Source organism: Labrenzia sp. C1B70, assembly GCF_000475395.1.
GTDB lineage: Bacteria > Pseudomonadota > Alphaproteobacteria > Rhizobiales > Stappiaceae > Roseibium > Roseibium algicola.
Genome location: NZ_AXCE01000004.1, coordinates 486870 through 509409 on the forward strand (window position 1 = coordinate 486870; position 22540 = coordinate 509409).

25 protein-coding genes and 1 tRNA gene are annotated in these 22540 nt (G+C 59.7%); 12 read left to right on the top strand and 14 right to left on the bottom strand.

Annotated elements, in window-relative coordinates; all coding sequences use genetic code 11:
- Positions 1-219: 219 nt before the first annotated feature.
- From queE to ispG, 6 genes are all read right to left on the bottom strand, one after another.
- Positions 220-948, bottom strand: a complete 729-nt coding sequence (gene queE / locus Q666_RS40555; RefSeq protein WP_023002758.1) for a 7-carboxy-7-deazaguanine synthase QueE — start codon at positions 946-948, stop codon at positions 220-222.
- Entirely contained in the window at positions 945-1328 is a 384-nt protein-coding gene (gene queD / locus Q666_RS40560; protein WP_023002759.1) for a 6-carboxytetrahydropterin synthase QueD, read from the bottom strand. The genes queE and queD overlap by 4 nt, the downstream gene beginning before the upstream one ends.
- Positions 1321-2010: a 7-cyano-7-deazaguanine synthase QueC gene (queC, locus tag Q666_RS40565; protein WP_031270127.1), complete on the bottom strand. Its 690-nt coding sequence runs from the start codon at positions 2008-2010 to the stop codon at positions 1321-1323. Before queC ends, queD begins: the two co-directional genes overlap by 8 nt.
- A 160-nt stretch (positions 2011-2170) precedes the next feature.
- A complete protein-coding gene (locus Q666_RS40570; protein WP_023002761.1) occupies positions 2171-2908 on the bottom strand; it encodes a DUF429 domain-containing protein in 738 nt (245 codons plus the stop codon).
- Positions 2901-3797 carry a pyridoxal kinase gene (gene pdxY / locus Q666_RS40575; RefSeq protein WP_023002762.1) on the bottom strand — a complete coding sequence of 299 codons (897 nt, stop codon included), beginning with the start codon at positions 3795-3797 and terminating at the stop codon, positions 2901-2903. The genes Q666_RS40570 and pdxY overlap by 8 nt, the downstream gene beginning before the upstream one ends.
- Positions 3798-3818: 21 nt before the next feature.
- Positions 3819-5078, bottom strand: a complete 1260-nt coding sequence (gene ispG / locus Q666_RS40580; RefSeq protein WP_023002763.1) for a flavodoxin-dependent (E)-4-hydroxy-3-methylbut-2-enyl-diphosphate synthase — start codon at positions 5076-5078, stop codon at positions 3819-3821.
- Between the two features lie 223 nt (positions 5079-5301).
- On the opposite strand from ispG, the gene Q666_RS40585 reads away from it, so the two are divergent.
- The 5 genes from Q666_RS40585 to Q666_RS40605 all read left to right on the top strand — a co-directional run bounded on the left by Q666_RS40585 (position 5302) and on the right by Q666_RS40605 (position 10353).
- On the top strand, positions 5302-6087 hold the full coding sequence (locus Q666_RS40585) for a hypothetical protein (RefSeq protein ID WP_023002764.1): 786 nt from the start codon (positions 5302-5304) through the stop codon (positions 6085-6087).
- A 41-nt stretch (positions 6088-6128) separates the two neighbouring features.
- Positions 6129-7016 (top strand): hypothetical protein, encoded by an 888-nt coding sequence (locus tag Q666_RS40590; protein ID WP_023002765.1) that lies wholly within the window; start codon positions 6129-6131, stop codon positions 7014-7016.
- A gap of 198 nt (positions 7017-7214) precedes the next feature.
- Entirely contained in the window at positions 7215-7997 is a 783-nt protein-coding gene (locus Q666_RS40595) for a 3-hydroxybutyrate dehydrogenase (protein ID WP_023002766.1), read from the top strand.
- A 72-nt stretch (positions 7998-8069) separates the two neighbouring features.
- Positions 8070-9083 (top strand): patatin-like phospholipase family protein, encoded by a 1014-nt coding sequence (locus tag Q666_RS40600; RefSeq protein WP_031270129.1) that lies wholly within the window; start codon positions 8070-8072, stop codon positions 9081-9083.
- Between the two features lie 439 nt (positions 9084-9522).
- Positions 9523-10353, top strand: a complete 831-nt coding sequence (locus tag Q666_RS40605; protein ID WP_023002768.1) for a pentapeptide repeat-containing protein — start codon at positions 9523-9525, stop codon at positions 10351-10353.
- Positions 10354-10612: 259 nt separating this feature from the next.
- On the opposite strand, the gene Q666_RS40610 is transcribed toward Q666_RS40605, so the two are convergent.
- Positions 10613-11413 (bottom strand): MipA/OmpV family protein, encoded by an 801-nt coding sequence (locus Q666_RS40610; protein WP_023002769.1) that lies wholly within the window; start codon positions 11411-11413, stop codon positions 10613-10615.
- A 228-nt stretch (positions 11414-11641) separates the two neighbouring features.
- Here Q666_RS40610 and Q666_RS40615 point away from each other — a divergent pair, with 228 nt between their 5' ends.
- Positions 11642-11938, top strand: coding sequence for a YggT family protein (locus Q666_RS40615; protein WP_023002770.1), 297 nt, complete (start codon positions 11642-11644; stop codon positions 11936-11938).
- A gap of 383 nt (positions 11939-12321) precedes the next feature.
- Here the strand turns inward: Q666_RS40615 and Q666_RS40620 are convergent, their stop codons facing one another.
- Entirely contained in the window at positions 12322-13041 is a 720-nt protein-coding gene (locus Q666_RS40620; RefSeq protein ID WP_023002771.1) for an SDR family NAD(P)-dependent oxidoreductase, read from the bottom strand.
- Between the two features lie 65 nt (positions 13042-13106).
- Between Q666_RS40620 and Q666_RS40625 the strand changes: the two genes are divergently transcribed.
- A complete protein-coding gene (locus Q666_RS40625; RefSeq protein ID WP_023002772.1) occupies positions 13107-13736 on the top strand; it encodes a TetR/AcrR family transcriptional regulator in 630 nt (209 codons plus the stop codon).
- Positions 13737-13890: 154 nt separating this feature from the next.
- Here the strand turns inward: Q666_RS40625 and Q666_RS40630 are convergent, their stop codons facing one another.
- Positions 13891-14403, bottom strand: a complete 513-nt coding sequence (locus Q666_RS40630) for a DUF5946 family protein (RefSeq protein ID WP_023014470.1) — start codon at positions 14401-14403, stop codon at positions 13891-13893.
- A 416-nt stretch (positions 14404-14819) separates the two neighbouring features.
- Between Q666_RS40630 and Q666_RS40635 the strand changes: the two genes are divergently transcribed.
- From Q666_RS40635 to Q666_RS66915, 4 genes are all read left to right on the top strand, one after another.
- Entirely contained in the window at positions 14820-15617 is a 798-nt protein-coding gene (locus Q666_RS40635) for an AraC family transcriptional regulator (protein WP_031270132.1), read from the top strand.
- A gap of 65 nt (positions 15618-15682) precedes the next feature.
- Positions 15683-16405: a phenylalanine--tRNA ligase beta subunit-related protein gene (locus Q666_RS40640; RefSeq protein WP_051990067.1), complete on the top strand. Its 723-nt coding sequence runs from the start codon at positions 15683-15685 to the stop codon at positions 16403-16405.
- On the top strand, positions 16395-17006 hold the full coding sequence (locus tag Q666_RS40645) for a LysE family translocator (RefSeq protein ID WP_023002776.1): 612 nt from the start codon (positions 16395-16397) through the stop codon (positions 17004-17006). Before Q666_RS40640 ends, Q666_RS40645 begins: the two co-directional genes overlap by 11 nt.
- 44 nt (positions 17007-17050) lie before the next feature.
- On the top strand, positions 17051-17344 hold the full coding sequence (locus tag Q666_RS66915) for a chorismate mutase (RefSeq protein ID WP_023002777.1): 294 nt from the start codon (positions 17051-17053) through the stop codon (positions 17342-17344).
- A 379-nt stretch (positions 17345-17723) separates the two neighbouring features.
- On the opposite strand, the gene Q666_RS40655 is transcribed toward Q666_RS66915, so the two are convergent.
- The 5 genes from Q666_RS40655 to Q666_RS40675 form a co-directional block, all read right to left on the bottom strand.
- Positions 17724-19067: a DUF5624 domain-containing protein gene (locus Q666_RS40655; RefSeq protein ID WP_023002778.1), complete on the bottom strand. Its 1344-nt coding sequence runs from the start codon at positions 19065-19067 to the stop codon at positions 17724-17726.
- Between the two features lie 398 nt (positions 19068-19465).
- Positions 19466-19657 carry a Trm112 family protein gene (locus tag Q666_RS40660; protein ID WP_031270137.1) on the bottom strand — a complete coding sequence of 64 codons (192 nt, stop codon included), beginning with the start codon at positions 19655-19657 and terminating at the stop codon, positions 19466-19468.
- Between the two features lie 41 nt (positions 19658-19698).
- Positions 19699-20376, bottom strand: coding sequence for an LON peptidase substrate-binding domain-containing protein (locus Q666_RS40665; RefSeq protein WP_023002780.1), 678 nt, complete (start codon positions 20374-20376; stop codon positions 19699-19701).
- A gap of 84 nt (positions 20377-20460) precedes the next feature.
- Complete coding sequence (trxA, locus tag Q666_RS40670) at positions 20461-21462, bottom strand: thioredoxin (RefSeq protein ID WP_023002781.1); 1002 nt, start codon at positions 21460-21462, stop codon at positions 20461-20463.
- Positions 21463-21602: 140 nt separating this feature from the next.
- Positions 21603-22124 (bottom strand): prolyl-tRNA synthetase associated domain-containing protein, encoded by a 522-nt coding sequence (locus tag Q666_RS40675; protein ID WP_023002782.1) that lies wholly within the window; start codon positions 22122-22124, stop codon positions 21603-21605.
- Between the two features lie 244 nt (positions 22125-22368).
- Between Q666_RS40675 and Q666_RS40685 the strand changes: the two genes are divergently transcribed.
- Positions 22369-22443 (top strand) — tRNA-Gly (locus Q666_RS40685).
- Positions 22444-22540 lie beyond the last annotated feature (97 nt).

Below are 22540 nucleotides of genomic sequence, written 5' to 3' on the forward strand. Positions count from 1 at the left end.
GCCGCTTGTTCTGTGCGTGCCGCCCATCCTTCGAGCCGCCGCTGGAGCGGCTCCTCAGGATGAGGGAGCGGTTTTGAAAAGCTTCCTCTCCGTTGTCATCCCGGACGGAGATCCGGGATCGGGGAGGCGAAGGCCTGTCGATTCTGCTCGCGACACCGTTGGCTTCCCGGTCCCGGCTCGCGCTACGCTTGGCCGGGATGACGCCGGAAAGGCCGGTTCCTAAACCCCGCGCAAATTGCCCCAGATCATCGTGTGAAGCTGCGGCAGGACGGTGGCTGCGTACCATCTGTCGGAGGTAACCCGGTCCACAAGCCAGCGCATGCGCTCCATGATGCCGGCCATGTCGATGGTGGCATCGGTGTCGGCTGCCGCCGGCGGGGTGTGGTTGCCCGGCTGCAGGAAGCAGCTGAGGTGCGGGTAGCGGTCTGAGACGTCCCGTGCGAAGGCATAGTCCGCCTCGTCGAAGACAACGACCTTCAGGACGGTCTGGGTCTCAGGCCCTGCGGCCTCGACGCATTCCGCCAGGCGCTGCCAGTCGGTGACCATGCCCGAGGAAGGCGGTTTCGGGCTCAGCGTCAGGACGTCGAGATCGGCAAACCAGTCCCTGGCGAGGCTGCCCTGCGTTTCCAGCGCGAAACGGTAGCCCTCTTTCCGGCCGAGCTCGATCAGGCCTCCAAGCGGCTGGATCGCCGGATTGCCACCGGAAAGCGACACTGTCAGCGGATTGCCGCCGGACAGGATCTCCACCTGCATCAGGATGGCTTCCGGCGTCATCGGGCACCATTCGTCCCGATGGGCGCTGTCGACCGCATGCAGCGTGTCGCACCAGGAGCAGCGGTAATCGCAGCCGCCGGTGCGCACGAACACGGTGGGTTGGCCAATCAGGGCGCCTTCGCCCTGAATGGTGGGGCCAAATATTTCGCTGACCCGGATCTGTTCGATACTCATGCCGCACGCGCCCCCGGATAGACGAGGGGACGGAATTCGGCGCAGGTCTTCGGCGTTTCCTTCACGCGAACGGCCGAGGTTTCCGGCCAGCGCTGGCGGCACCAGTTGTAGAAATAGCGCGCCATGGTCTCGGCGGTCACGCAATCATCGCCCAGCACGTCATTCAGGTGCCTGTGGTCGAGCGTGTCGTCGATGAAGCGCTTGAATTCGGAAAGTTCGCGGTAATCGCGCACGAAGCCGATGCCGTTCAGCTCTTCCGACATCAGCTCCACCTCGACCACATAGTTGTGGCCATGCAGGCGGGCGCAGGGGTGGTCTTCTCCCAGGCCAAGGATCTGGTGGCTGGCGGAGAAGTGGAATTCCTTGGTGATCCTAAACATTGCACGCCTCCTTCCAGAACGCTTCGTCTGCGTAGACCGTCGGGTCGATGCCACCGGCCAGGTGAAAGGCTTCGCGTCGTTCCACGCAGGTGCCGCAGCGCCCGCAGTGAACCTCGCCGCCCTTGTAGCAGGACCATGTCTTGCGATAGTCGACGCCAAGCCTCAGTCCCTCGGCGGCGATGTCCGCCTTGGAGGTGTGGACGTAAGGCGTGAAGAGGCTGATCTCGCCCATGCCTTCCAGCGCGTGGCGCTGCATGGTCTCGAAGCTTTCGGTGAAGGCCGGACGGCAGTCTGGATAGATGAAGTGGTCGCCGCCGTGGACGGCGGTCGCGACCGCTTCGGCACCGCGCGCGCTGGCAATGCCGAAGGCAATGGAAAGCATGATCGCGTTGCGGTTCGGCACAACGGTGATCTTCATGGTTTCCTCGGCATAATGCCCATCCGGCACGTCCACGTTGTCGGTCAGCGCCGAGCCGGTCAGCTGGCGGCCGATATTGGAAATGTCGATCAGGATATGCTCGGTGTTCAGCTCATCGGCACAGGCCTTCGCGTAGTCCAGCTCCTTCTTGTGGCGCTGGCCATAGTCGAAAGAAACGAGGCCGATCAGCTCGTGTTCCCGCACAACCTTGTGCGCAAGGGTGACGGAATCCATTCCGCCGGAACAGATGACAAGTGTTTTCAACGATGTGGTCCCTTGTTTTCGCTGGCACCGGGTAGGCTGCGACCGGTGGTTCCCTTTTGGGGAACGGCGCGCGTTTTAGCAGGTTTTGGCGAAAAGGGAAGGGTGGGGCATGCCTTGAAGGATTTTCAGGAAAAGCAGGGAAATGGACAACGCGGGCGCATTACGCCCAGATCGCCATCCTCAGGCCGCGCTCATCGCGGCGGAAGTCCTTCGGAAACGGTTCCGCTTCTCCCCGAAAGATTCGCTCGGCAATCAGGCTGTTGGCGGCGGCATCCAGAAGGTCGTCGCGGCCGCAGCCGCGCGGGGGCTTCTGGTCGAGAAACTCTCCGGGCAACCCCTTGGAGACGAGAAGGTCCCGCCGCTGGTCGAGGCCTGCCGGGTTGGCGCGGCTCTTGACCTTCTTGGGCAGGCTCATTTCCGCTCCGCCGTTGAGGCGCCAGAAGGCAAGTTCCGGGTGCACCTCGTGGACGCATGTCTCCAGCTCCGGTGTCATCAGGGCGTCGATTTCCCGCATTTTCGGGAAAAGGAAGAAACACTGCTTGGAGACTTTTTTCGGCGGGTCGGACGTGGCGAGCGCCGTGTTGCAGGCCTTCAGGTAATCGTCTTCATAAACGGCGGGGCGAGCGGGCACAGAAAACACCGAGGATTGGCGCATGCCAAGGTGCTTGCGAGCAGCCTTTTCCGGGCCGCGACCGCCAGGGCCGATGCGGTCCGGCAAGCCGATGGGCATGTCGACGGCGACGATGGCAAGATGCGGGGTGTGTCCGACAATATCCGCGAAGGTCGGAAAGACGATCAGATCCAGATCGGCGGGGTCTTCCAGACTGCGGATGACCGCAACCCAGCCGGCCTTGCAGCCGTCGATACCGGCAACCCTTGTGCCTGCCTCGTCAGGCACGGGCCTTTGCTTCCAGAACCCGGCGCGAGGTGACGAGGGCCATTGCCTTCACCACGGAGTTCTGCTCCTCGGCGAACAGCAATTCGTCCGCGCCCTTGCGCACGCTGCGGGCAACCAGTTCAAAAACGGAGGCCGACGCACGTTTCAGCGCTTCCTCGTCGTTTTGTCCGGCCAGAAGGTTGGACAGGAACAGGCCTGCGATCAGGTCTCCGGTGCCGTGCGGTGGATTGGCGATGGAAGCATGCTCGGCGGCAACGGCGCCACGCGGGCCTGCCAGAAGGTTGGCAATGGCATTGCGGCGCAGGGCTGGCGAGGAGGTCACCATCACGCGCTCGTTGCCGAGAACCCGGGCGGCGGCGAGAGCCTGCATTTCGCTGTCGATCTCGCGGCCCGTCAGCCAGCCGAGTTCAAAGGCGTTGGGCGTGACGACATCGGCCAGGGGCACCAGCTGGTCTCGGATTGCCTCGGCCGTTGCCGTGGGCACATAAAGGTTGCCGCTGCCGTCGTGCTGGTCGCCCATAACCGGATCGCACAGGTATGGTGCATCCGGATTGCGGGTCTTGACCGCCTTCACAAGTGACGCGATCGCGGCCGCCTGTTCCGGATTGCCGAGATAGCCGGAAATCACCGCGCCGACTTCTGCCAGTTTCGGGGATGCGGCAAGATCCTCAACAATGGCGGTGAAGTCTGCTGCAGGGGCAACAATGCGGGTGCCCTTGCCTTGTCCGGGATGCCAGGGCAGCAGGATGGTCGGCAGAAACCAGACATCGTGGCCGATCCGTTCCAGTGCGAAGGTCAGACCGCGACCGCTGATACCGCCACGGACCACCTGGGAGGTGATCACCAGAACCGGCTTTTTCTGTGGCTCGGGGGCGCCCGGCTGCATCATGGGGTCGTGTTCCTTCCGGGGTCAGGCAGCGTCGGAAGACGACTTGCTGCCGGTGCCGTAGCGCTTTTCGATATAGTCCAGAACCATCTGCTTGAACTCGTCGGCAATGCCGGGACCACGCAGGGTCATGACCTTCTCGCCATCGATGAAGACAGGCGCCGAGGGGGTTTCGCCGGTGCCGGGCAGGGAAATGCCGATGTCGGCATGCTTGGATTCGCCCGGGCCGTTGACGATGCAGCCCATCACGGCCACGTTGAGGCTTTCGACACCCGGATATTGTTCACGCCACTTGGGCATGGAAACACGGATGTGGTCCTGAATGTCCTGGGCCAGTTCCTGGAAAACGGTGGACGTTGTGCGGCCACAGCCCGGGCAGGCGGCCACCACCGGCACAAAGGCGCGGAAGCCCATCACCTGCAAAAGCTCCTGAGCCACCTGCACCTCGCGTGTGCGGTCGCCGCCCGGTTCCGGCGTCAGCGACACGCGGATGGTGTCGCCGATGCCCTGCTGCAAAAGGATACCCATGGAAGCGGCGGAGGAAACGATACCCTTGGTGCCCATGCCGGCCTCGGTCAGCCCCAGATGCAGGGCGTAGTCGCAGCGACGGGCGAGATCGGCATAAACGGCGATCAGGTCCTGCACCTGGCTGACCTTGGCCGAGAGGATGATCTTGTCGCGGCCCATGCCGAGGCCTTCGGCGCGCTCGGCGGACAGAAGTCCGGACTGGATAATCGCTTCGCGCATGACAGCCGCTGCTGAAACCGGATTTGCACTTTCGGCATTCTCGTCCATCAGCTTCGTCAGAAGCTCCTGGTCGAGTGAGCCCCAGTTGACGCCGATCCGGACCGCCTTGTCGTGCTTCTGTGCGATGTCGATGATCTGCGAGAACTGTGTGTCGCGCTTGGCCTTGAAGCCGACGTTGCCCGGGTTGATGCGGTACTTGTCGAGCGCTGCGGCGCAGTCGGGATAGTCGGTCAGCAGCTTGTGGCCGATGTAGTGGAAGTCGCCGACGAGCGGCACATCAATGCCGATCCGCTCCAGCCGCTCCTTGATCCGTGGCACCTGGGCCGCAGCTTCTGCACGGTCCACCGTGATGCGCACGATTTCAGACCCGGCACGAGCGAGCGCGGCCACCTGCGCGACGGTTGCATCGGCATCCGCCGTGTCTGTATTGGTCATGGATTGGACCACGATGGGTGCATCGCCGCCAACCATCACATTGCCGACCTTCACACCGACGGAGGAGCGGCGGGGCAGGGCTTTCGCGAAATCATCGATCATCACAGGAACCAACGGGTTTTGAGCGTTTGCCCCTCATATGAGGGAACTGGGGCCGACTTTCCAGCGCATGATTAGGGCGTGCGGCAAAAAAGGGCAATGGCAGAGCCGCGGCAAAGGCAGGTCGATCTTCAGGCTCGCGGACGTTGCCACATGGTTTTCAGCCCGCTATGAGCTTGCATGGGCCGGCCCTAACCGTCGGCCGTCTTGTTGTGGAGGGTGCTGCATGTTGAAACGGTTGCTGTCGGACTCTGTTTCCATTGTCTTTGGCAATCTGGAAACCGTGTTCAAGGTTTGTGGTGGCTGGTTTCTCCTGCAGTTTGTGCTGTCTCTCTTCATTCTGGCAAATGGCGCGCAGATCGATGAGGCGACCGCGCCTGAAGATATTTCCGGAACGACGGTCCTGCTGCTGGTAACGACCATGGTGATTGCCCTGCTGTCGTCCGCTTCCATTTCGGTCGCCTGGCACCGGTTCGGTCTGTTGAACGAGCGGCCCGGACCGCTGCACTTTCGCGTCGGCGCTGTCGAGTTCCGTTTCATCGGGCAAATGCTTTTGTTGTCGCTGGCCGCGGTCGTTGTCGTGCTGCCTGCAGGGCTGGTGATTGGTGTGCTGTCGAGCCTGTTCAACAGCACCGCCATGACGGTGGTTTTGTGGATCGTCGCGTTATTCATTCTCGCCCCGTTCCTGTTCCGCCTGAACCTCAGCCTGCCGGCCGTTGCCGTTGAGCGACCGCTCGGCTTCAGTCAGATGCTTCAGTTCGGAAAAGGCCTCGGCATGCCGATGTTCCTGGCTGCGCTCATCCTGATCCTGCCTTTTGTCGCCGTTGGCGAGGGGCTGCAGTATCTTCTTGGTCTTTTGTCCGGAGGCCTTCCGGCGGCCCTCATCCAGATGAAGATCCTGGTGCTGAACGTGCTGGTGCAGATCATCGTTACCGTGCTGGGAATCTCGATCCTGACGGCAGGGTACCGGATCGCGATGGAACGGCCGGAGGGGGCTGGTGCGCCGGCCTGAATCGCGTATCCTGCGGCCGTTGCAAGCAACCGGAGCAGACCATGTTTTTCACCGTTCTGGAACGTTCGCTGTCGTTGGCGCAGCACAATTTCGGGACGCTTCTGAAAACCGGCTGGGCCTATATCCTGCTTCTGGTTGCCCTGAATTTCGCCATCGGCGGGTCGCTGATGCCGGAAAGCGGCTTCAAGACCGTTTCCTACATGACCGAGCCGGTGGCCGCTGCCGATGAAGGCGCGCTCAGGGCGCTGGCCGCCATTGCCAACCTGCTGGTCGGCTTTTCCATTGCCATTGCCTATGTCCGGCGCATCCTGATCGACGCGCGGGATTTTCCGGTTACCTTCGGGGCGCGCAACATACGCGTCATTCTCAACCAGATCGTCCTCAGCCTGATCGGCGCCCTGTCACTGATACCGCTGGTGATTGTTTCCCTGCTGCTGGCCGCCGTCACGGCGGGCATCGGGCTGCTGCTCCTGTTTCTGGCACCGTTCATTGCGCTGATGGTGGTGCAACGCTTTTCCGTCGTGCTGCCGGCATCGGCGGTGGATGATCCGCTGACGCTCAAGGAAAGCTGGCGGGCAACGTCCGGGCTTGGCTGGGCCATGGCCTTTGCGGCGCTGGTGATGAGCCTGCTTGCAGGTTTCCTGGTCGGCATCTGGGCGGTCGTTCTTGGCGTCTCCGATGGATTGATGCCTGCCAGCGTCTTGTGGCAGCAGATCCGTTCGGCGGTCTTTCCGATGGGCACCATGCTGATCCTGGTCTGGGCGTTTGCCAGCCTGCACGCGACCTTCTACGGCCTGATCCGCGAACGCTTTGCCGCGCAACTCGGGCTTCGACGGGAAGATCTTTCCAAAGTGGAGGAAACGCGGGATGCCGCCAGGGCCCGTGCACGCAAGGCGCTTGAAGGGGCGCAGCGCATGAACCGGCGTTGATGAAGGCAACATGGATCAAATTTCATCATTCCGATGTTGCAGTGCGGCGATAACTGGTCGAATGTGTGCCTGAAATTTTCTGTTCTGACGCCTTGTTGCCTTCCGTGGAAGGCAGAACGAGGCCAAGCCTTTCAACGATCCGTTTCCGGATGGCCGGACACTCCCGGCCGATGATCCGCCGATCAAGGGAGATCCCAAATGCTTGCCAACAAAACCGCCGTCATCACCGGATCCACTTCGGGCATCGGGCTCGGCTGCGCCCGCGCCTTCGCGGAAAAAGGCGCCAATGTCGTGATCAACGGGTTGGGTGATGCCGATGAGATCGAAAAGACCCGGGCCGCCATCGAGGCGGATTTCGGGGTGCGCTGCACCTATTCGCCGGCAAACATGCTGAAAGGCGACGAGATCGCCGGCATGATCGCCGATGCGGAAAAGGAATTCGGCGGTGTCGATATCCTGGTCAACAATGCCGGCATCCAGTTCGTGTCGCCGGTCGACGAATTCCCGGTCGACAAGTGGGATGCCATCATCGCCATCAACCTGACGTCCGCCTTCCATGCGATCCGTGCCGCGCTGCCCGGCATGAAGTCCAAGGGCTGGGGACGGATCATCAACACGGCTTCCGCCCATGCGCTGGTCGCCTCGCCCTACAAGTCCGCCTATGTGGCCGCCAAGCACGGCATTGCCGGTCTCACCAAGACCGTGGCGCTGGAAGTCGCCCAGCAGGGCATCACCGTCAACGCCATCTGCCCGGGCTATGTCTGGACACCGCTGGTGGAAGCGCAGATCCCCGACACAATGAAGGCGCGCAACATGACCGAAGAGCAGGTCAAGAACGACGTCATGCTGGCCGCGCAGCCGACGAAGCAGTTCGTGACCATCGAACAGGTGGCGGGCTATGCGGTGTTCCTGTGCTCCGATACGGCATCATCGATCACCGGCTCGATCCTGCCCATCGATGGCGGCTGGACCGCACACTGATCCATGCTGCTCGCGGTGCGGGCTGATGCCCGCCCGCGACCATCGCCGAACCACCGGAACAAGGGAGCCGTCATGGCCGCGCCTAAGAAGATCAACCTTGCCCTTCAAGGTGGCGGCGCACACGGCGCCTTCACCTGGGGCGTTCTGGACTGGTTCCTGGAAGACAAGCGGCTGAAGATCGACGCCATCAGCGGCACGTCGGCCGGTGCCATGAATGCGGTGGTGCTTGCCGGTGGCATGCAGGACGGCGGCGAAGACGGTGCGAGAGAGCGCCTTGAAGCTTTCTGGTACGAGGTCAGCCGACAGGCCAAATACAGCCCGATCCAGCGTTCGCCGCTGGACGTGTTCCTGGGGGAATGGAGCCTCGATCATTCCCCCAGCTATCTGTTTTTCGATGTGCTGACGCGGTTTGCGTCGCCTTACGAATTCAATCCGCTCAACGCCAATCCGCTGCGCGATGTCCTGGAAAAAACCGTCGATTTCGACCGTGTTCACCAATGCGAACACATGAAGATCTTCGTTTCGGCAACCAACGTCTTCACCGGCAAGATCCGGGTGTTCAGCGAAAAGGAAGTCACGCTGGATGCGGTGATGGCATCTGCGTGTCTGCCGCAGGTGTTCCAGGCGGTGGAAATCGAGGGCGAGCCCTATTGGGATGGCGGCTACATGGGCAATCCGCCGCTCTATCCGCTGTTCTACGACACCGACACGCCGGATGTGATGCTCATCCAGATCAACCCGATCGAACGGCGCAAGGTGCCGAAGACCGCGCGGGAGATCGTCAACCGGCTCAACGAGATCACCTTCAATTCCACACTCCTTCGCGAGCTCCGGGCCATCGACTTCGTCACGCGCCTGATCGAGGAAGGCAAGCTGTCGAGCGAGGAATACATGAAGGTCAACATGCACAGGATCTCCGCCGGGGAGCTGAAGCCGCTGCAGGCCTCGTCGAAACTCAACGCCGAATGGGCGTTTCTCACCGATCTCAAGGACCTTGGGCGCAAGACCGCGCAGGAATGGCTCGAGCGGCACTATGACGACATCGGCAAGCGCTCGACCATCGACGTCAAGGAAGAGATTTCCTGACGGGCGTCCGGCTCAATTTCTTAACCTTTTGTTAGCCGTGTTTGCAGGTGGCGTTGCAATTTGCAATGCAGCAGATGTGAAGAAAGTCTAAACGGAATCAACATCTTGTGTCAGGCGATTTTAGCTGAACCAGATCTGGTTTGAATGGCTTTGAAAACAAATTGGCAAGGCTTTTGCGTTTTGATTGGCACGCTGATTGTCAGGTAGTGCGTCGTCAGCGCTTAGATGGACGGAAGGAGTGGGCACTCGCGACCCCGCCTGCTTCTTCCCTCCCTCCCTTGCTTCCCGGCGATGATGCCCGCCCTGCGGCAAAGGATCGCCACGATGTGAAGCGGATCTGCCTCATTTTCTCACTTTTTCAATCTTCTGATCGGATACAGTCCTTCAACCGCCACAAGTGCGACCTATCTTTAGGTGGAGATTGGCAAAGGGATTCGCGATGAAAAACAGGGTGACCCGGGTTCTTGCAGGCTGCGTTGGCGCCATGGCCCTGCTGGTGGCAGCCGGTGGAGCACAGGCTGGCAGTGACCAAGAGCGCATGGCCGAGATCAAGGAAAAGGGCGGTTGCCCTGGTTGCGATCTTCGGCTGGCGGAACTTCGTGGTCTGGTTCTTGAAAACGGTGATTTCGGCCGTGCCAATCTGCGGGAAGTCGACCTCAAGGAAGCCCTGTTGAAAGACGCGAACTTCAAGGGCTCCGATTTCCGACGGACGGAAGCCGAGCGGGCGGATTTCTCCGGCAGCGATTTTTCCGGTGCGAACATGCGCTCCGTCGATCTTGAAAAAGCCAATCTGAACAAATCGAATTTCCAGGATGCGGACCTTCGGGACGCGGACCTGAACACGGTTGAGGCAAATGGAGCCGTTTTTGACGGCGCGGACATGCGCAATGTCCTGTTGACCCGGTCGATTGCGGATGCAGCTTCCTTCAAGGGAGCCAAGATGGATGATGCCAACCTTGAGCGCGTGGACCTGAATGGCGCCAACTTCCAGGATGCCCGCATGCGCCAGGCCAAGCTCGACAGGGTCAAGGCTCATAACGCCAATTTTTCCGGGGCGGATTTCACCGGAGTGCGGCTGGTCAGTTCGGACCTGACGGGCGCAAATCTGAAGGGTGTTGATTTCGATGGTGCTCTTCTGCGCCGTACCCGTCTTGCCGGGGCGGATCTGTCGGGTGCCTATAATCTCGACCCCAGCCGCATCCTCGGTGCCTGCGGCGACGAGAACACCAAGCTGCCGAACGGCATCAAGCTTGTCCCTTGCGCCTACTAGGTGCCTCCGAGCGGTTCTCCGTCCATCCGACTTGCCACGTCGCGAAGTGAGCGTTTCGGCTTTGCCGAAACGCAGGCACGGGTTGCGCAATGATCACGCCTGCAGGACAGGTCAAGCCGGCTTGAACTGAACAACTTTCATGCGTTCCCGGGATGTATGTCCCGAACAGGCGGATCAACCGGCGTGTCGGTCGACCAGAAACAAAAAATGCTGCCACACGTGGTGCGGCAGCATCTTGAACATTGCGGAAACGGGTTTCCTAGAACAGGTCGAAGGCGAAACGGTAGGTGACGCCGGCACCGATGCTGAACTGGTTTTCGCTGCCGTTCTTGGCGATCGGGCTGTCCGCCGCGTCGCCAACCAGCCGGTCATAGCCACCTTGCAGGTGCAGGCGGACGTCGTCGTTGAAATCGTAGCTGGCGCGGGCTGCCAGGCCGACGCTCTTGAAGCCGGCGCTCGGGTTGAACTTCGTCAGGCGGCCACCACTGTTGGCTGCTTCGGTCGAGCTCACGCCGAAATAGGTGTCCATGTATTCGTCAGAGGCAAAGCCCGCACGCGGACCGAAGCTGACTTCCCACTTTTCAGCGGGATAGACGATGCCGTCGAGGCCGAGCTGACCAACCTGGCCCGTGTGCCCGTTGATGCCCTGACGCAGTTCGGCGAAAGCGCGGAAATGCTCGGTGCGGAAACCACCGCCGAGACCGAGTTCAAGCGCCCAGTCGATGGTGTTGGTGCCGGTCAGATCGGTGCTGTCGCTGGCCTTGCGCTCGCCGATGAAGTTGAACGACGGGTAGAAGAACACACCAGACTTGCGGCGGCCATCGACAACCTGGCCCAGGCCGGGGAAGTAGAAGCGGCCGACCGAAACGATCGGGAAGGGGTAGACCAGATAGGAGTCTGCAGCCTCGTAACGCGGCTGGACAATGGCGCCGACACCGAGGTCAACCACGAACTGGCGGTTCGCATCCTGCTCAGACAGGTCTCCACTCTGCGCCAGAGCGGCTCCAGACACAGCGCTTAGAGCAAGCGCCAGCGCGGCGCGCGTCATCAACTTGAACATTCAACCCCATCCGACAAGGAATTCCGTTGGCAGGAAGATAGCACGAGAAGGGCTTACACAAACCCTAAGCTGAGAGGGTTTTGCCGGACTGTTGCATTTCCGCACCGCCCTGTTGCTGGTGCGAAGCTTAAGCACAATCAAATGTCGGTGACGCTGCCGTCTTGCAGCAGGGCTGTCAGGAAGCTACATGAGGGCAAGACCAGATTTCGAACGGCAACGGACCGGACCATGACCGCACTCTTCAACGTGATACTGCTCGCCCTGGAACTCTACACGTATGTGATCATCGCCAGCGCGATCTTCTCCTGGCTCTATGCCTTCAACATCGTCAATTCGAGCAATCAGATCATCAATTCCATTGGCCGGGTTCTCTACAATCTGACGGAGCCCGCGCTCCGGCCGATCCGGCGGTTCCTGCCCGATCTCGGCGGTGTCGACATTTCTCCGGTGATCCTGCTGCTGGCGATCATCTTTGTCCGCCAGCTGATCATCCTGAACATCCTGCCGATGTTCCGCGGCTACTGACGCCCTCGCCATGAAGGGCCCGGCCGATTTGCCGGGCTTCAATCGGTTGCTCCAGCCTTTTCGTCCCAAATGCTTCAAGCGCATTTGGATCGGAAGGGCGGATCGCAACAGGATTTTAAGAAAGCCCGGGTCAAACGCCCGGCCTCTAAGCCTAAGTTTGGTTGCAAGCAAAACGGCTCCAGCGTTTAGTGAAGCAGACATTCGAGCCAGCTAGGCTCGCAGGCGCTTCCCGGCCCAACGGGACGTTCGATCAGTTTACGGCGAAGGTCTGCCTGGAGCCCGTTCAAGACCTTCGGTGCTTTGCACTCAACGACTTTTAAGGGCGGAGAGCTGTCCTTCGCTGCGAGGTGAACGAATGACCGGGATGGGTACTTTACAGTCGCTCACCAGGGTGTTGTGCCATCCGGCTCCACGAAACGACCACTGACCTCAGCGCTCAGCGCATATTCGGCTGGCAGCCGCGCGCCTTCTTCCGGCGTCATTTCCCCGTAACCCGTAAGGTCGGTCTTCACGAAGCCCGGGCTGACTGAGTTCACCCTGATACCTTCGCTTTTCAACTCCTCATGCAGCTGGATCGTCAACATGTTGAGCGCCGCTTTGGAGGCGTTGTAGCCAATGAAGCGCTGCGAGTAGTAAGGCGCATCGGGGTCCGCGTTCTCCGTCAGCGAGCCCATGGAACTCGACAGGTTCACGATGCTTGCGTTCGGCGCGGCGCGCAGCAGGGGCAGCATAGCCTGCGTCACCGCCAGCGCCCCGATGAAGTTTACGTCCATGACCCGGCGCACCGCCTCGACCGAGGCCTTGCCGGGCGCCGCATCGCCGAAATCGAAAATGCCGGCGTTGTTGACGAGGATGTCCAACCGGCCGAACCTTGCCTTGATCGTAGCCGCAGCAGCGGCGATGGTCTCAGCGGAGTCGAGGTCGAGATGAAGGCTTTCGGTGGTAAGCCCTGCTTCAGCTAGCCCGGCGGTGGCAGCGACGCCACGCTCCGGGTTGCGGCTGCCCAGCAGGACATGCGCCCCGGCCTCGGCCAACTTGCGGACTGTTTCGAGTCCGATCCCCTTGTTGCCTCCGGTTACGAGCGCGATACGAGTATGTGTCATAAGTCTTTCCTTCTGTTGGGTTTCGCCTGACTATATGAAGAATCATTCACATTTAGGATTCGCATATGCCGCCGCACACACCGAACACCTTGAAGCCCCGGAAAACCCCGGCTCAATCGCGATCTCGGGTCACCGTGGATGCGATCTTCGAGGCGACGATTCAGGTTTTGCTGTCACAAGGCATGGCCGGTCTGACGACCACCAGAGTGGCCGAACGCGCCGGCGTCTCGGTCGGCACCATGTATCAGTATTTTCCCAACAAGCAGGCTCTCGTCTACGCGCTGAACGAACGCTACCTCTCGGCGCTGGCAGAGCGGGTGGAGCGCACCTGCTCCCGGATGCAGGGGAGCCCGATCGCGCAGGCCGCCGAGGAGCTGATCGACACTTACTGGGCGGTCAAGACCGAGCGTCCCGAGCTCACGCAGGCGCTCTATCGGTCCGTGGCGGAACTGGAGAATGACGCGCTTATGCATGCCTTCGCGGCACGAGTGGACAAGGCGACCACGGTGATGTTCCGAGAAGCGCCCGACCTCCCCTCGCATGACGCTTGCCAGATGAACCTGCTGCTGACGACCGTGATCTACGGTACTGTACGCAATGCCTTTGAACGTGGGCTTGGGCCAGAAGAAATCTCGGGTCTGAGGTCTGAACTCAAAGCCATTTGCCGGGCCTATCTTGCAACCGTCGAAAGATGAGCACGCCTCCGCACGCACGGGCCGCTTTTGGCTCGAAGCAGACCTCGACAGAAAACTGAACTAATGGCAGCTCAGGGCCGTTTGCGTCGACCAGGCACCAGCCAAGGTTAGGATCGGGATGCCGTGGCGCCGCAAGTCCGCTTAGAGCCCATACCTACAGCCACTTGGCCGTCCAATCCTGGATATATTCATGGTGTGCAGCCCAATCATTCCAAGTCGACAACGCCCATGCTCGGACTTTCTCTGAATGCAGGGGCGTTCCTGCATGTTCAGCAACATCAGTGACCGTCATTGAAAAGCGTTTCGGTGGTTCGAGCAATTCAAGCGTGTGCTTATGCTTGCTAAGGCCAAGCATGACGTCGTTCGTCTCTTTTGGAGAAGTGGGCCTGTCAAGTTGAAGCCCCAACCGGGAGAGGTGCAAGCCAACAGATTGAATTTGTTGCCTCGACCCTTTGCTACCGGGGTGCTGCACCGCATAGGTATCCACCGTAAGGCGATGTGTGGGCAGAAGACACGGGTCGCTATATTCAAATGCCAGGATTTTGTTGAAGAGTTCAAAGCAAGCTGGCGACCCATCCATGTAGCGGTGAACTGGGCCGTCGATCTTTGGCAGCACAGCACCACATCCAGGGCACTCCGTTTTCTCAATTTTCTCAAAGGGAGCCATACTGGCTGGATAACGCCTCAGTGAAGAATTGCCAATGCCTGCTTCGTCCGCGCTGCCGACCTTGCCGAATTATCTTATTGAGCAGTTGCAGCGAATGTCTCCTTCGACTGGCCGCATCGCAGCGAAGTGGAACCGGTCGAACGGCAGCAGTGGGCCGTAAGCGGCGCCAGTGAAGTCGATTGTTCCGCCCCGCGGCATGGCCGGTTTGAGCCCAACGCGGTCTTTGTGATTTTGCGCTGCGCGCGCACGCAGCGAAGAAATCGCTGCAAACGCTCTCTAAATGCTTCGGCTTTGCGGTAGTAAAAACTGCCATTCATAGACGGTGCAAAAACCGACGTTTGTGAGACTGCCTTTAGTTTCCGTCTCCCCCAAGAGATCACATAGACTACCCTCTGGCTCCCATGCTACTAAACCTCATGCACAAATCGGTCCGACATCAAACCATACTGCCCGGAATAGATGCAGTCTCGATCAAGTCAGACCGTACCTTTCCGCGCCATTCACATGACGAGTTTGGGTTTGGATACGTTGTTGCGGGTGGCCAGGAGAGTTGGAGCGGGCGGGGGCTCGTTGAGGCAAGAGCGGGCGATACGATCACAGTCAATCCTGCCGAACTGCACGACGGTATCGGGCAAAAAGGGCAACCTCGGCACTGGCGCATGCTGTACCTTTCTCCCGCAGCGCTTTCGGAATTCAGCGAAGCTGCAGCGCAGAACGCTGAGTTCTCGCGCCCAGTCAACAAATCCAGACGGGCTGTAAGGCTGACCATTAATGCCATCAACGAAGTGACGCTCGACCAGCCCGACCGAGACCACGCCGAGCAGTTGGTGATGCTAGCTTTGGCGGCGCAGCTTGATCGGAGGATTAATGGCGACGTCCGAAAGGCACCATCTTACTCGAAGGATGTTGCAATTGCGCTCGACATGATCCGACAGAATTGGGATGCGCCCTTGTCGCTCGCTGACTTTGCTGCGGCCACGGGCACCAGTAAGTTTGGCCTACTTCGAAGGTTTTCGCGCGAACTCGGGGCAACCCCCCATGCATATCTCACGCAACATCGCATAAAGCGGGCGAAAGACATGATCGTTACGGGGTCTTCGCTCGCCGATACGGCGGTCGCTTGCGGATTTGCGGATCAGAGCCATCTGACACGCACTTTTTCCCGCCAGTTTGGCCTGACACCAGGATGCTTTGTCCAGCCAGCCACCCACTGATCCGCAATATTGTTCAATACCCAAGAACTCCGGATGCCTACTGTCCTCCCAAAAAAGGGGACACTATGCGATTTTTGTATTCTCGACACATGCAGCACACGTTTCCCGAGCGGGTGACGGGCATCATCGAAGTGGACGGTATCCAACCGAGTGTCGCAGTTGCGCCCTATGTTGCAGAGCTGACCGCGCGGGCGCTTGCACGTCTGGAAAGAGAGACCGAAGGCAACTTGCCCGAAATACAAGCATGGCGGCGGGCCTATTCCACCATGGGATTGAAACCGACGCAGTACCGATGTGCGGCAGAGGCTCTGTTGAGGCGGTTGCGCAAGGAAGGGTCGCTCCCGCAGCTGCATCCGCTGATTGACCTTTGCAATGCTGCATCTGTTGCCTACGCTGTACCCGTCGCAGTGTTCGATCTCAATCACGTTGCTGGTGATCTTGAGGTCAGACAGGCCCAAGGAGACGAAACGTACATCGCGTTCTCCGGCGACACAGAAACGCCCGACCCTGATGAAGTCATCTTCGCTGACGAAGACAGCTACGCCCACGCACGCAGATGGGCGAACCGACAAAGCCGGAAGTCCGCCGTGTCTGCGGAAACGACCCGTGCCCTGATCATCACTGAGGCGCTGCATGAGGGCGGCGCAGAGGATGTTGCGAAGCTTATGGATAAGCTTTCAGGAATGATCGTGGGCACCTTCGGGATCGCAGGCCGAACCGAACTGCTTCTGACGCCGGATGCAATCTACCATTCGGAGAACGCGGGGACCTATAGCCGTGTGGGTTGAATTCCTGATCACGTCGCTGATCGTCGTCATCGCGCCGGGCACCGGGGTGATCTATACTGTCGGTGTGGGTTTGGCTCGAGGTGCGGGTGCGAGTTTCGCGGCCGCGGCAGGCTGCACTTGCGGGATCATACCGCATATGACCGGGGCCATTGCCGGACTTGCTGCACTTTTGCATACCAGCGCAGTTTTATTCCAAACCTTCAAATGGGCGGGCATTCTTTATCTGCTCTATCTGGCCTGGTCGATACTGAAGGACGACGGCCCGATTCAATTCAAAGCAGAAGGGAACACCGGCCCGCTGCGCAGCGTCGCCGCAGCGGGCTTCCTAATCAACATTCTGAACCCAAAGCTATCGATCTTCTTTTTGGCGTTCTTGCCGCAATTCGTTCCTACTGACACCACTTCGCCATTGGCACAGATGTTTGTCTTGAGCGGGATATTCATGGCGATGACCTTTGCCGTCTTCATCTGCTACGGAGCGTTCGCCTCCCGCGTCCGGCTATATGTCCAGCGGACACCATCCGTCATTGCATGGCTGAAGCGGGGTTTTTCAGCTGCATTCCTGTTGCTGGCCATGCGGCTGGCCATTCAAAGCAACTAACTTGAGGTTTGAAGATGAGAAAGACACCAGAACAATGCGACACGATGGCAGAGCTTCGCATCGAAATCGATACCATCGATAGTAAGCTGATCTTACTTCTCGCAGAACGGTGCCAGTACGTCGACCGAGCTACAGTACTCAAAGTCTTGGAGCGCTTACCGCCAAGGACAGAAGACAGAATTTCTGAGGTCTTGGAGGCAGTTCGTCGGCGAGCATCTCAAGCTGGATTGGATGAAACGCTCGCGTCACAGATTTGGTCAATGCTGATTGACTGGGGCGTCGCATATGAAGCCAAACGCATGAGTATCGATGAGCACACGGTCCCTACCAACCGCTAAGAACGTGGGGGGAAGCTCTTCCGTCATGCAGCGCCATCGCGTGTGACGATTGTTGCACAAAGCAGGGTTTTTTCATAAGCAGCAACGACCGGTTTGACGCTGAGGCCGGATAAAAGGTGAAATGCGTGCTGCGCTTGCGATAGCATTCTGCGTCAGCGAAGGCTGAAAAAACAAGGTCGGGTTTGTCCGCTCACTCGCCATTCAAGGCCTTCGGCGTGGTTTTTTAGTCCACGGCTCCCTGCGTGCTGAAACCACTCCGTACGGCAATTGGAGGGGCAAGATCGGCGGCGCAGTCTGCGCGGTACTGCAGACCGATACAAATCGACCGCAGCGATGACGGTTATGGCATTCACCGCAGTTCCCTTGACCGCAGGATGCTCTAGCTTTTTGGCTTGGGGTATCGCTTGACTCCCTTCGGGAACCCCGCGTTCACGCCGGGAATTTTCAGCGTGCTGGTGTCCCACCCGTTGGCTTTCAGCGCGCCCGGCAGCCAGAACCCAACCGAGTTTGACAGCAGCTGGTCACCGTTGATCAGCGAATACTTGAGCCGCATCATGAAGGCATCGATGTCATCCGCCGAGGTCAACGGGTAATCTCCGGGGATTTGCTTCGATAACACCGTTTCAATGTCGTCGACGTTGTAGAACGCATTCCGCGCGATCTGGGTACGATTGTAGACACCCAGCCAAGCGGTCTGCGAATAAAAACCGTAAGTCGCGGCATTGAGATCACTGGTAAACACTTCAAGCGGGCATTGTGTGATCACCGAAACATTCGTGCAGGGGGCCACCGCATAGGGCATGATCAGGATGTTCTCTGCCCCGATCTTGCCGTCGCTCAAGACAGGCAGGGCCGCCGCAAGCTGGTTGGTCGACAAGGTCAGCCCCGCCCCATAATTGGTGCCGATGGGCATGTGCACCACAACACGGGCGTCAGCCCAGTTGATTGTGTCGGTGTTGTTGGCGATCATCATTTGCAACTCTTGGACACTGTTGAGTGCCGCCAGCATGAAGGTGCCGATCATCACGTTGTTGAACGGCACTTCATAGCGCTTGTCACCGCCATTGTAGAAATCTTCCGCGACCGACTTGGCGTCAAAATTCTTCACCTTCCCGGCACGGACACGTTGGACATAATCCAGCGCCATCCACATCCCATAGGTCATCATGGCGTTGATCTCGTCCGGGCGTTCCTTCCAGGAGGGCGCCTCCAGCTTGCTGATCCAGTCAGGGTCAAGCTTCAGCTGCGATGCAGCATGGGCGATGCGGGCCTCGAGGTCCGACAACAGCTTGTCAAAGAGCGGAGAGTTGTCCGCCTTCAGCGCCGCAAGATAGGCCAGGGCGGGGCCAATGTGCGACAGCGCCGTCGCCTGCACGAAACCTGTGGCCGGGTCGTTGCGGGTGAGCACATGGTCCAGCAGCTTGCCAGCGGAGGCCTGTTTGCCGTCATAAACAAATACACCGTAGCCATTCACGATGACCAAGGGACCATCGGAGGCAATAGGGCCCGCCCCGCCGTTCTTGGCCACCACCTGCGCCAACGCCCAGCCGATGCTGGGGTTGTCTGCACTGCCTTGGCTGCGAGGGAAGATGTTGAAAAGGCAGGTGAACGTGGAATCCACGCTTGGCGGGGCGGCACAAGGATCGGTGCTTTGCGCCCTGAGCGGCAGGGCCAGGCCAAGGATCAAAACGAGGGCGAGCACGGGAACCGAATACAGACGCATATCAAAACCCCTTTGGCTGACTATGCGCGCAATCATACACACTCAAGATTGAGTTGGCATGGGAAGACCACATGAAGTTGTCTTCAGAGTATGGTAAACCCAGTCGTTCCCTTATGTTGACTTCACATCAGGCTTGCTTGCGTTCTGACCCCAGGTCCGCTTTGTCCAGTTCTGCTGCCGTTCTTACACGTCGCGACGAAAGTCCGGTTCCCGTGCAACGAACGGCGGTTTTCAGGGCCGGGGACGTCGCGGTTTGTTACTTGTTTCAGATTTTCAAAGCATGTCCGAACCCTGAAAGCCCTGCTGGTCCAAGGGGTTCGGCTTAAGCTTTTCGTCTAAGCCCACTTTTGGGTTAGGGGCTGGGGTCAATCACCCAGGCTTTTTGCTGGCCGGTGGCTTCAGCCTTCCAGCTTGCGCGCCTCATCGGGCAGCATGATCGGGATGCCGTTGCGGATCGGGTAGGCAAGCTTGGCGGTGCGCGAAATCAGTTCCTTGGCGTCCGCGTCATATTCCAGCGTGGTCTTGGTCACGGGGCAGACCAGCAGTTCCAGCAGCTTGCGGTCAACCGGGCGTTCGGTCGGTTCTGTCATCTGGGAGTGTCTTTCAGGTTGGAGCGCCATGTTTGGAGCACTCACTGCAAGGTGGTGCCGCCGTCATTCTGCGAGCGGGCAATGTCCATTTCGGTGATGGCAATCAGGGTTTCGGCACGGGTCTTCAGGTCGCGGGCTTCCAGAAGGGCCTGCTTTTCCTGCGGGCCGTAGGGGCACATCATGCACAGGGCGTTGACCAGCACCTCGGTTTCGGCTTCCGACACGCTTTGCCAGTCGGCTTCCAGGTTGTTGGCGTCCAGATAGTCGCGCAAGGTTCTCAGAAGGCTCGTCCGGTCGACTTCCTCCTCGCCCTGGCCGCACTTGAGGTCATGTGCAAAGGCGGAGAAATCGCACTCGATCTGGCGGAACCTGCTGTAGTCCTCAAGCTCGCGCCCAACGGCAAACCTGGTGATGCCCTGCAGCGTGATCAGGTATCGCCCGTCGCCGGTTTCCTGAAAGCTGGTGAGCCTTCCGACGCAGCCGACGCTGGCAAGAGCCGGATTGTCCGGATCGTCCGAATGACGGTCGGGAGAAGGCTGCACCATGCCGATCAGGCGGTTGCCGGCCAATGCGGCATCCACCATGTCGATATAGCGCTGCTCGAAGATGTTCAGCGGCAGCTGTGTGCGGGGCAACAGCAACGCACCGGCAAGCGGAAACACGGGCAGGACCGGCGGCAGATCCGCGATGGTCTCGTAAATGGCATTTCCCGCCTGCATTCCAATGCCTTCTTTGTTTTCGTTATCGCAGCATGACTGCCAGCTTCGTGCTGTTTCCTAAATGTGTGTCAGTTGCGGCGGTCGTCAAGAAAACAGCACGGAGGAAAGCTTGCGACGGCCGTAGGCGCTGGCCGGATCCTTGAAACCCCAGGCTTCGAAGAACTGCAGCAACTGCTTGCGCGCGCCGTCTTCGTTCCACTCGCGGTCGCGGCGAACGATCTCGATCAGTTCGTCGACTGCGCCTTCCTTGTTGCCCTTGCCGTTGAGGCCAAGAGCCAGGTCGAAGCGGGCCTGCAGATCAAGCGGATCCTTGGCAATGCGATCCTGAAGCTCGGCAAGGTCGCCGAGGGAAGCTGCCTGTTCGGCCAGCTCCACCGCGGCCTTGGCGGCTACATAGGCTTCGTCGGAGTGTTTTTCTTCCGGAACCAGTTCCAAAGCCTGCTTGGCCCGCTCCAGGTCGTCAGCACCGATATAGCACTGTGCCAGGCCGGCAATCGCGGTCACGTTGTCCGGTTCCATCTGCATCACGGCGCCGAAAAGCTGGGCAGCCTGACCATAATCCTTGGCCAGCAGAAGCTCTGCGCCCTGCTCCAGGAAGGTGTCGGTCTGGCTGACCGGGGCAGGGCCGGCAACGCGCTCGATAAATGCCTGGATCTGGCTTTCCGGCTGTGCGCCCATGAAACCGTCAACCGGCTGGCCATCCTTGAAGGCCACCACGGCCGGGATCGACTGGATACCCATCTGGCCGGCAATTTCCGGATGGTCGTCAATGTTCATCTTGGCCAGCTTTACGCGGCCGCCAGCGGCTTTCACCGCAGCTTCGATGATCGGTGTCAGCTGCTTGCACGGACCGCACCAGGGCGCCCAGAAATCAACCAGAACCGGTTGCTGGCGGGAAGCTTCCATGACATCGGCCATGAAGGTCTGCGTCGTCACGTCGAAGATGAGGTCGCCAGAAGGGGTGTCGCCACCACCGTTGCCGCCGCCCATGCTGCCACCGCCCATTTGGCCGCCATAACCGCCACCCATGCTGGCGCCAAAGCCGCCGCCGACCTGGCCGCCGATGCTGTAATTGCCGTTGCTCATGTGCCGCCTCGAATTTTCCTGCCGGTGCCCTGGGGCCTGCCGGCTCAAAGTGAATGCCGTTGAAGGGTTGATTTGGCCCATAACATGGAGCCACTGCGCGCGAAATACAAACGCCTTCGCCTGCCGAAAGTGGGTGACCGTTACAGGCCGGCTGCCTTGGCCTCTTCGCTGACCGCCAGAACCTGCGCCGTGTGGCCGCAAGCCGAGGCGAATTTCAGAAGGTCGGCTGCGGAGATCGCCGTCGTCGCGTTGTTCTTCAACGGGTGATAATTCAGCACTTCATGTTGCATCATGGCTGCGTCGAACACGGGCGTGACCCTTTGGGCTTCGCGGTCGTTGATCAGCGAGAAGGGGGTCACCGAACCCGGTTCCACGCCCAGCACCTCCATCAGAAGATCGGCATTGCCGAAAGATACGCGCCCTTGAGCGCCGATGATCTGGTGCACTTTCTTCAGGTCGATTTCCGCGTCGTGCAGGGCAACGATCAGAAACAGCCGTCCCTTCTTGTCCTTCACGAACAGGTTCTTGGTGTGGCCACCGGGAATGCGGTCATGCAGGTCGCCGGACTCGGCAACTGTAAAGACGGGCTCGTGATCCACCGTCGTGACAGGGATCCCGAGTTCCTCGAAATAGGCCAGTAGGTCGTCGCGTGTCGCCGGCATGGGTTTTCCTGAGAATTTTGAGAGCTTTTGCGCTGTCTAACGCGATTTGGCTGCCGGCCACAAGAGGTGAAGGGTAGAAAAAGCGGCAGAAATCTGCGATTTTCCGGCTTTGATTTCACAGGAAATCCACAAATCGACGGCTAAAAAAATTTCTTCAATTTCGGTGTTGCAATCCGTCTCAGCATAGTTCATATACTGCGCCACCGACGCCGAGGCGGTCACCGCCACGGACCAGGGACGCTATGCGGGCGTAGCTCAGGGGTAGAGCACAACCTTGCCAAGGTTGGGGTCGTGGGTTCGAATCCCATCGCCCGCTCCAATTCGACCGAAAGGTCCAGAAAACCAGCATTCGAAAGAATGCTGGTTTTTTTGTTTTTGCTCCGGGATTGGCGGCTTGCCGCGCGCTATCGGCAGTA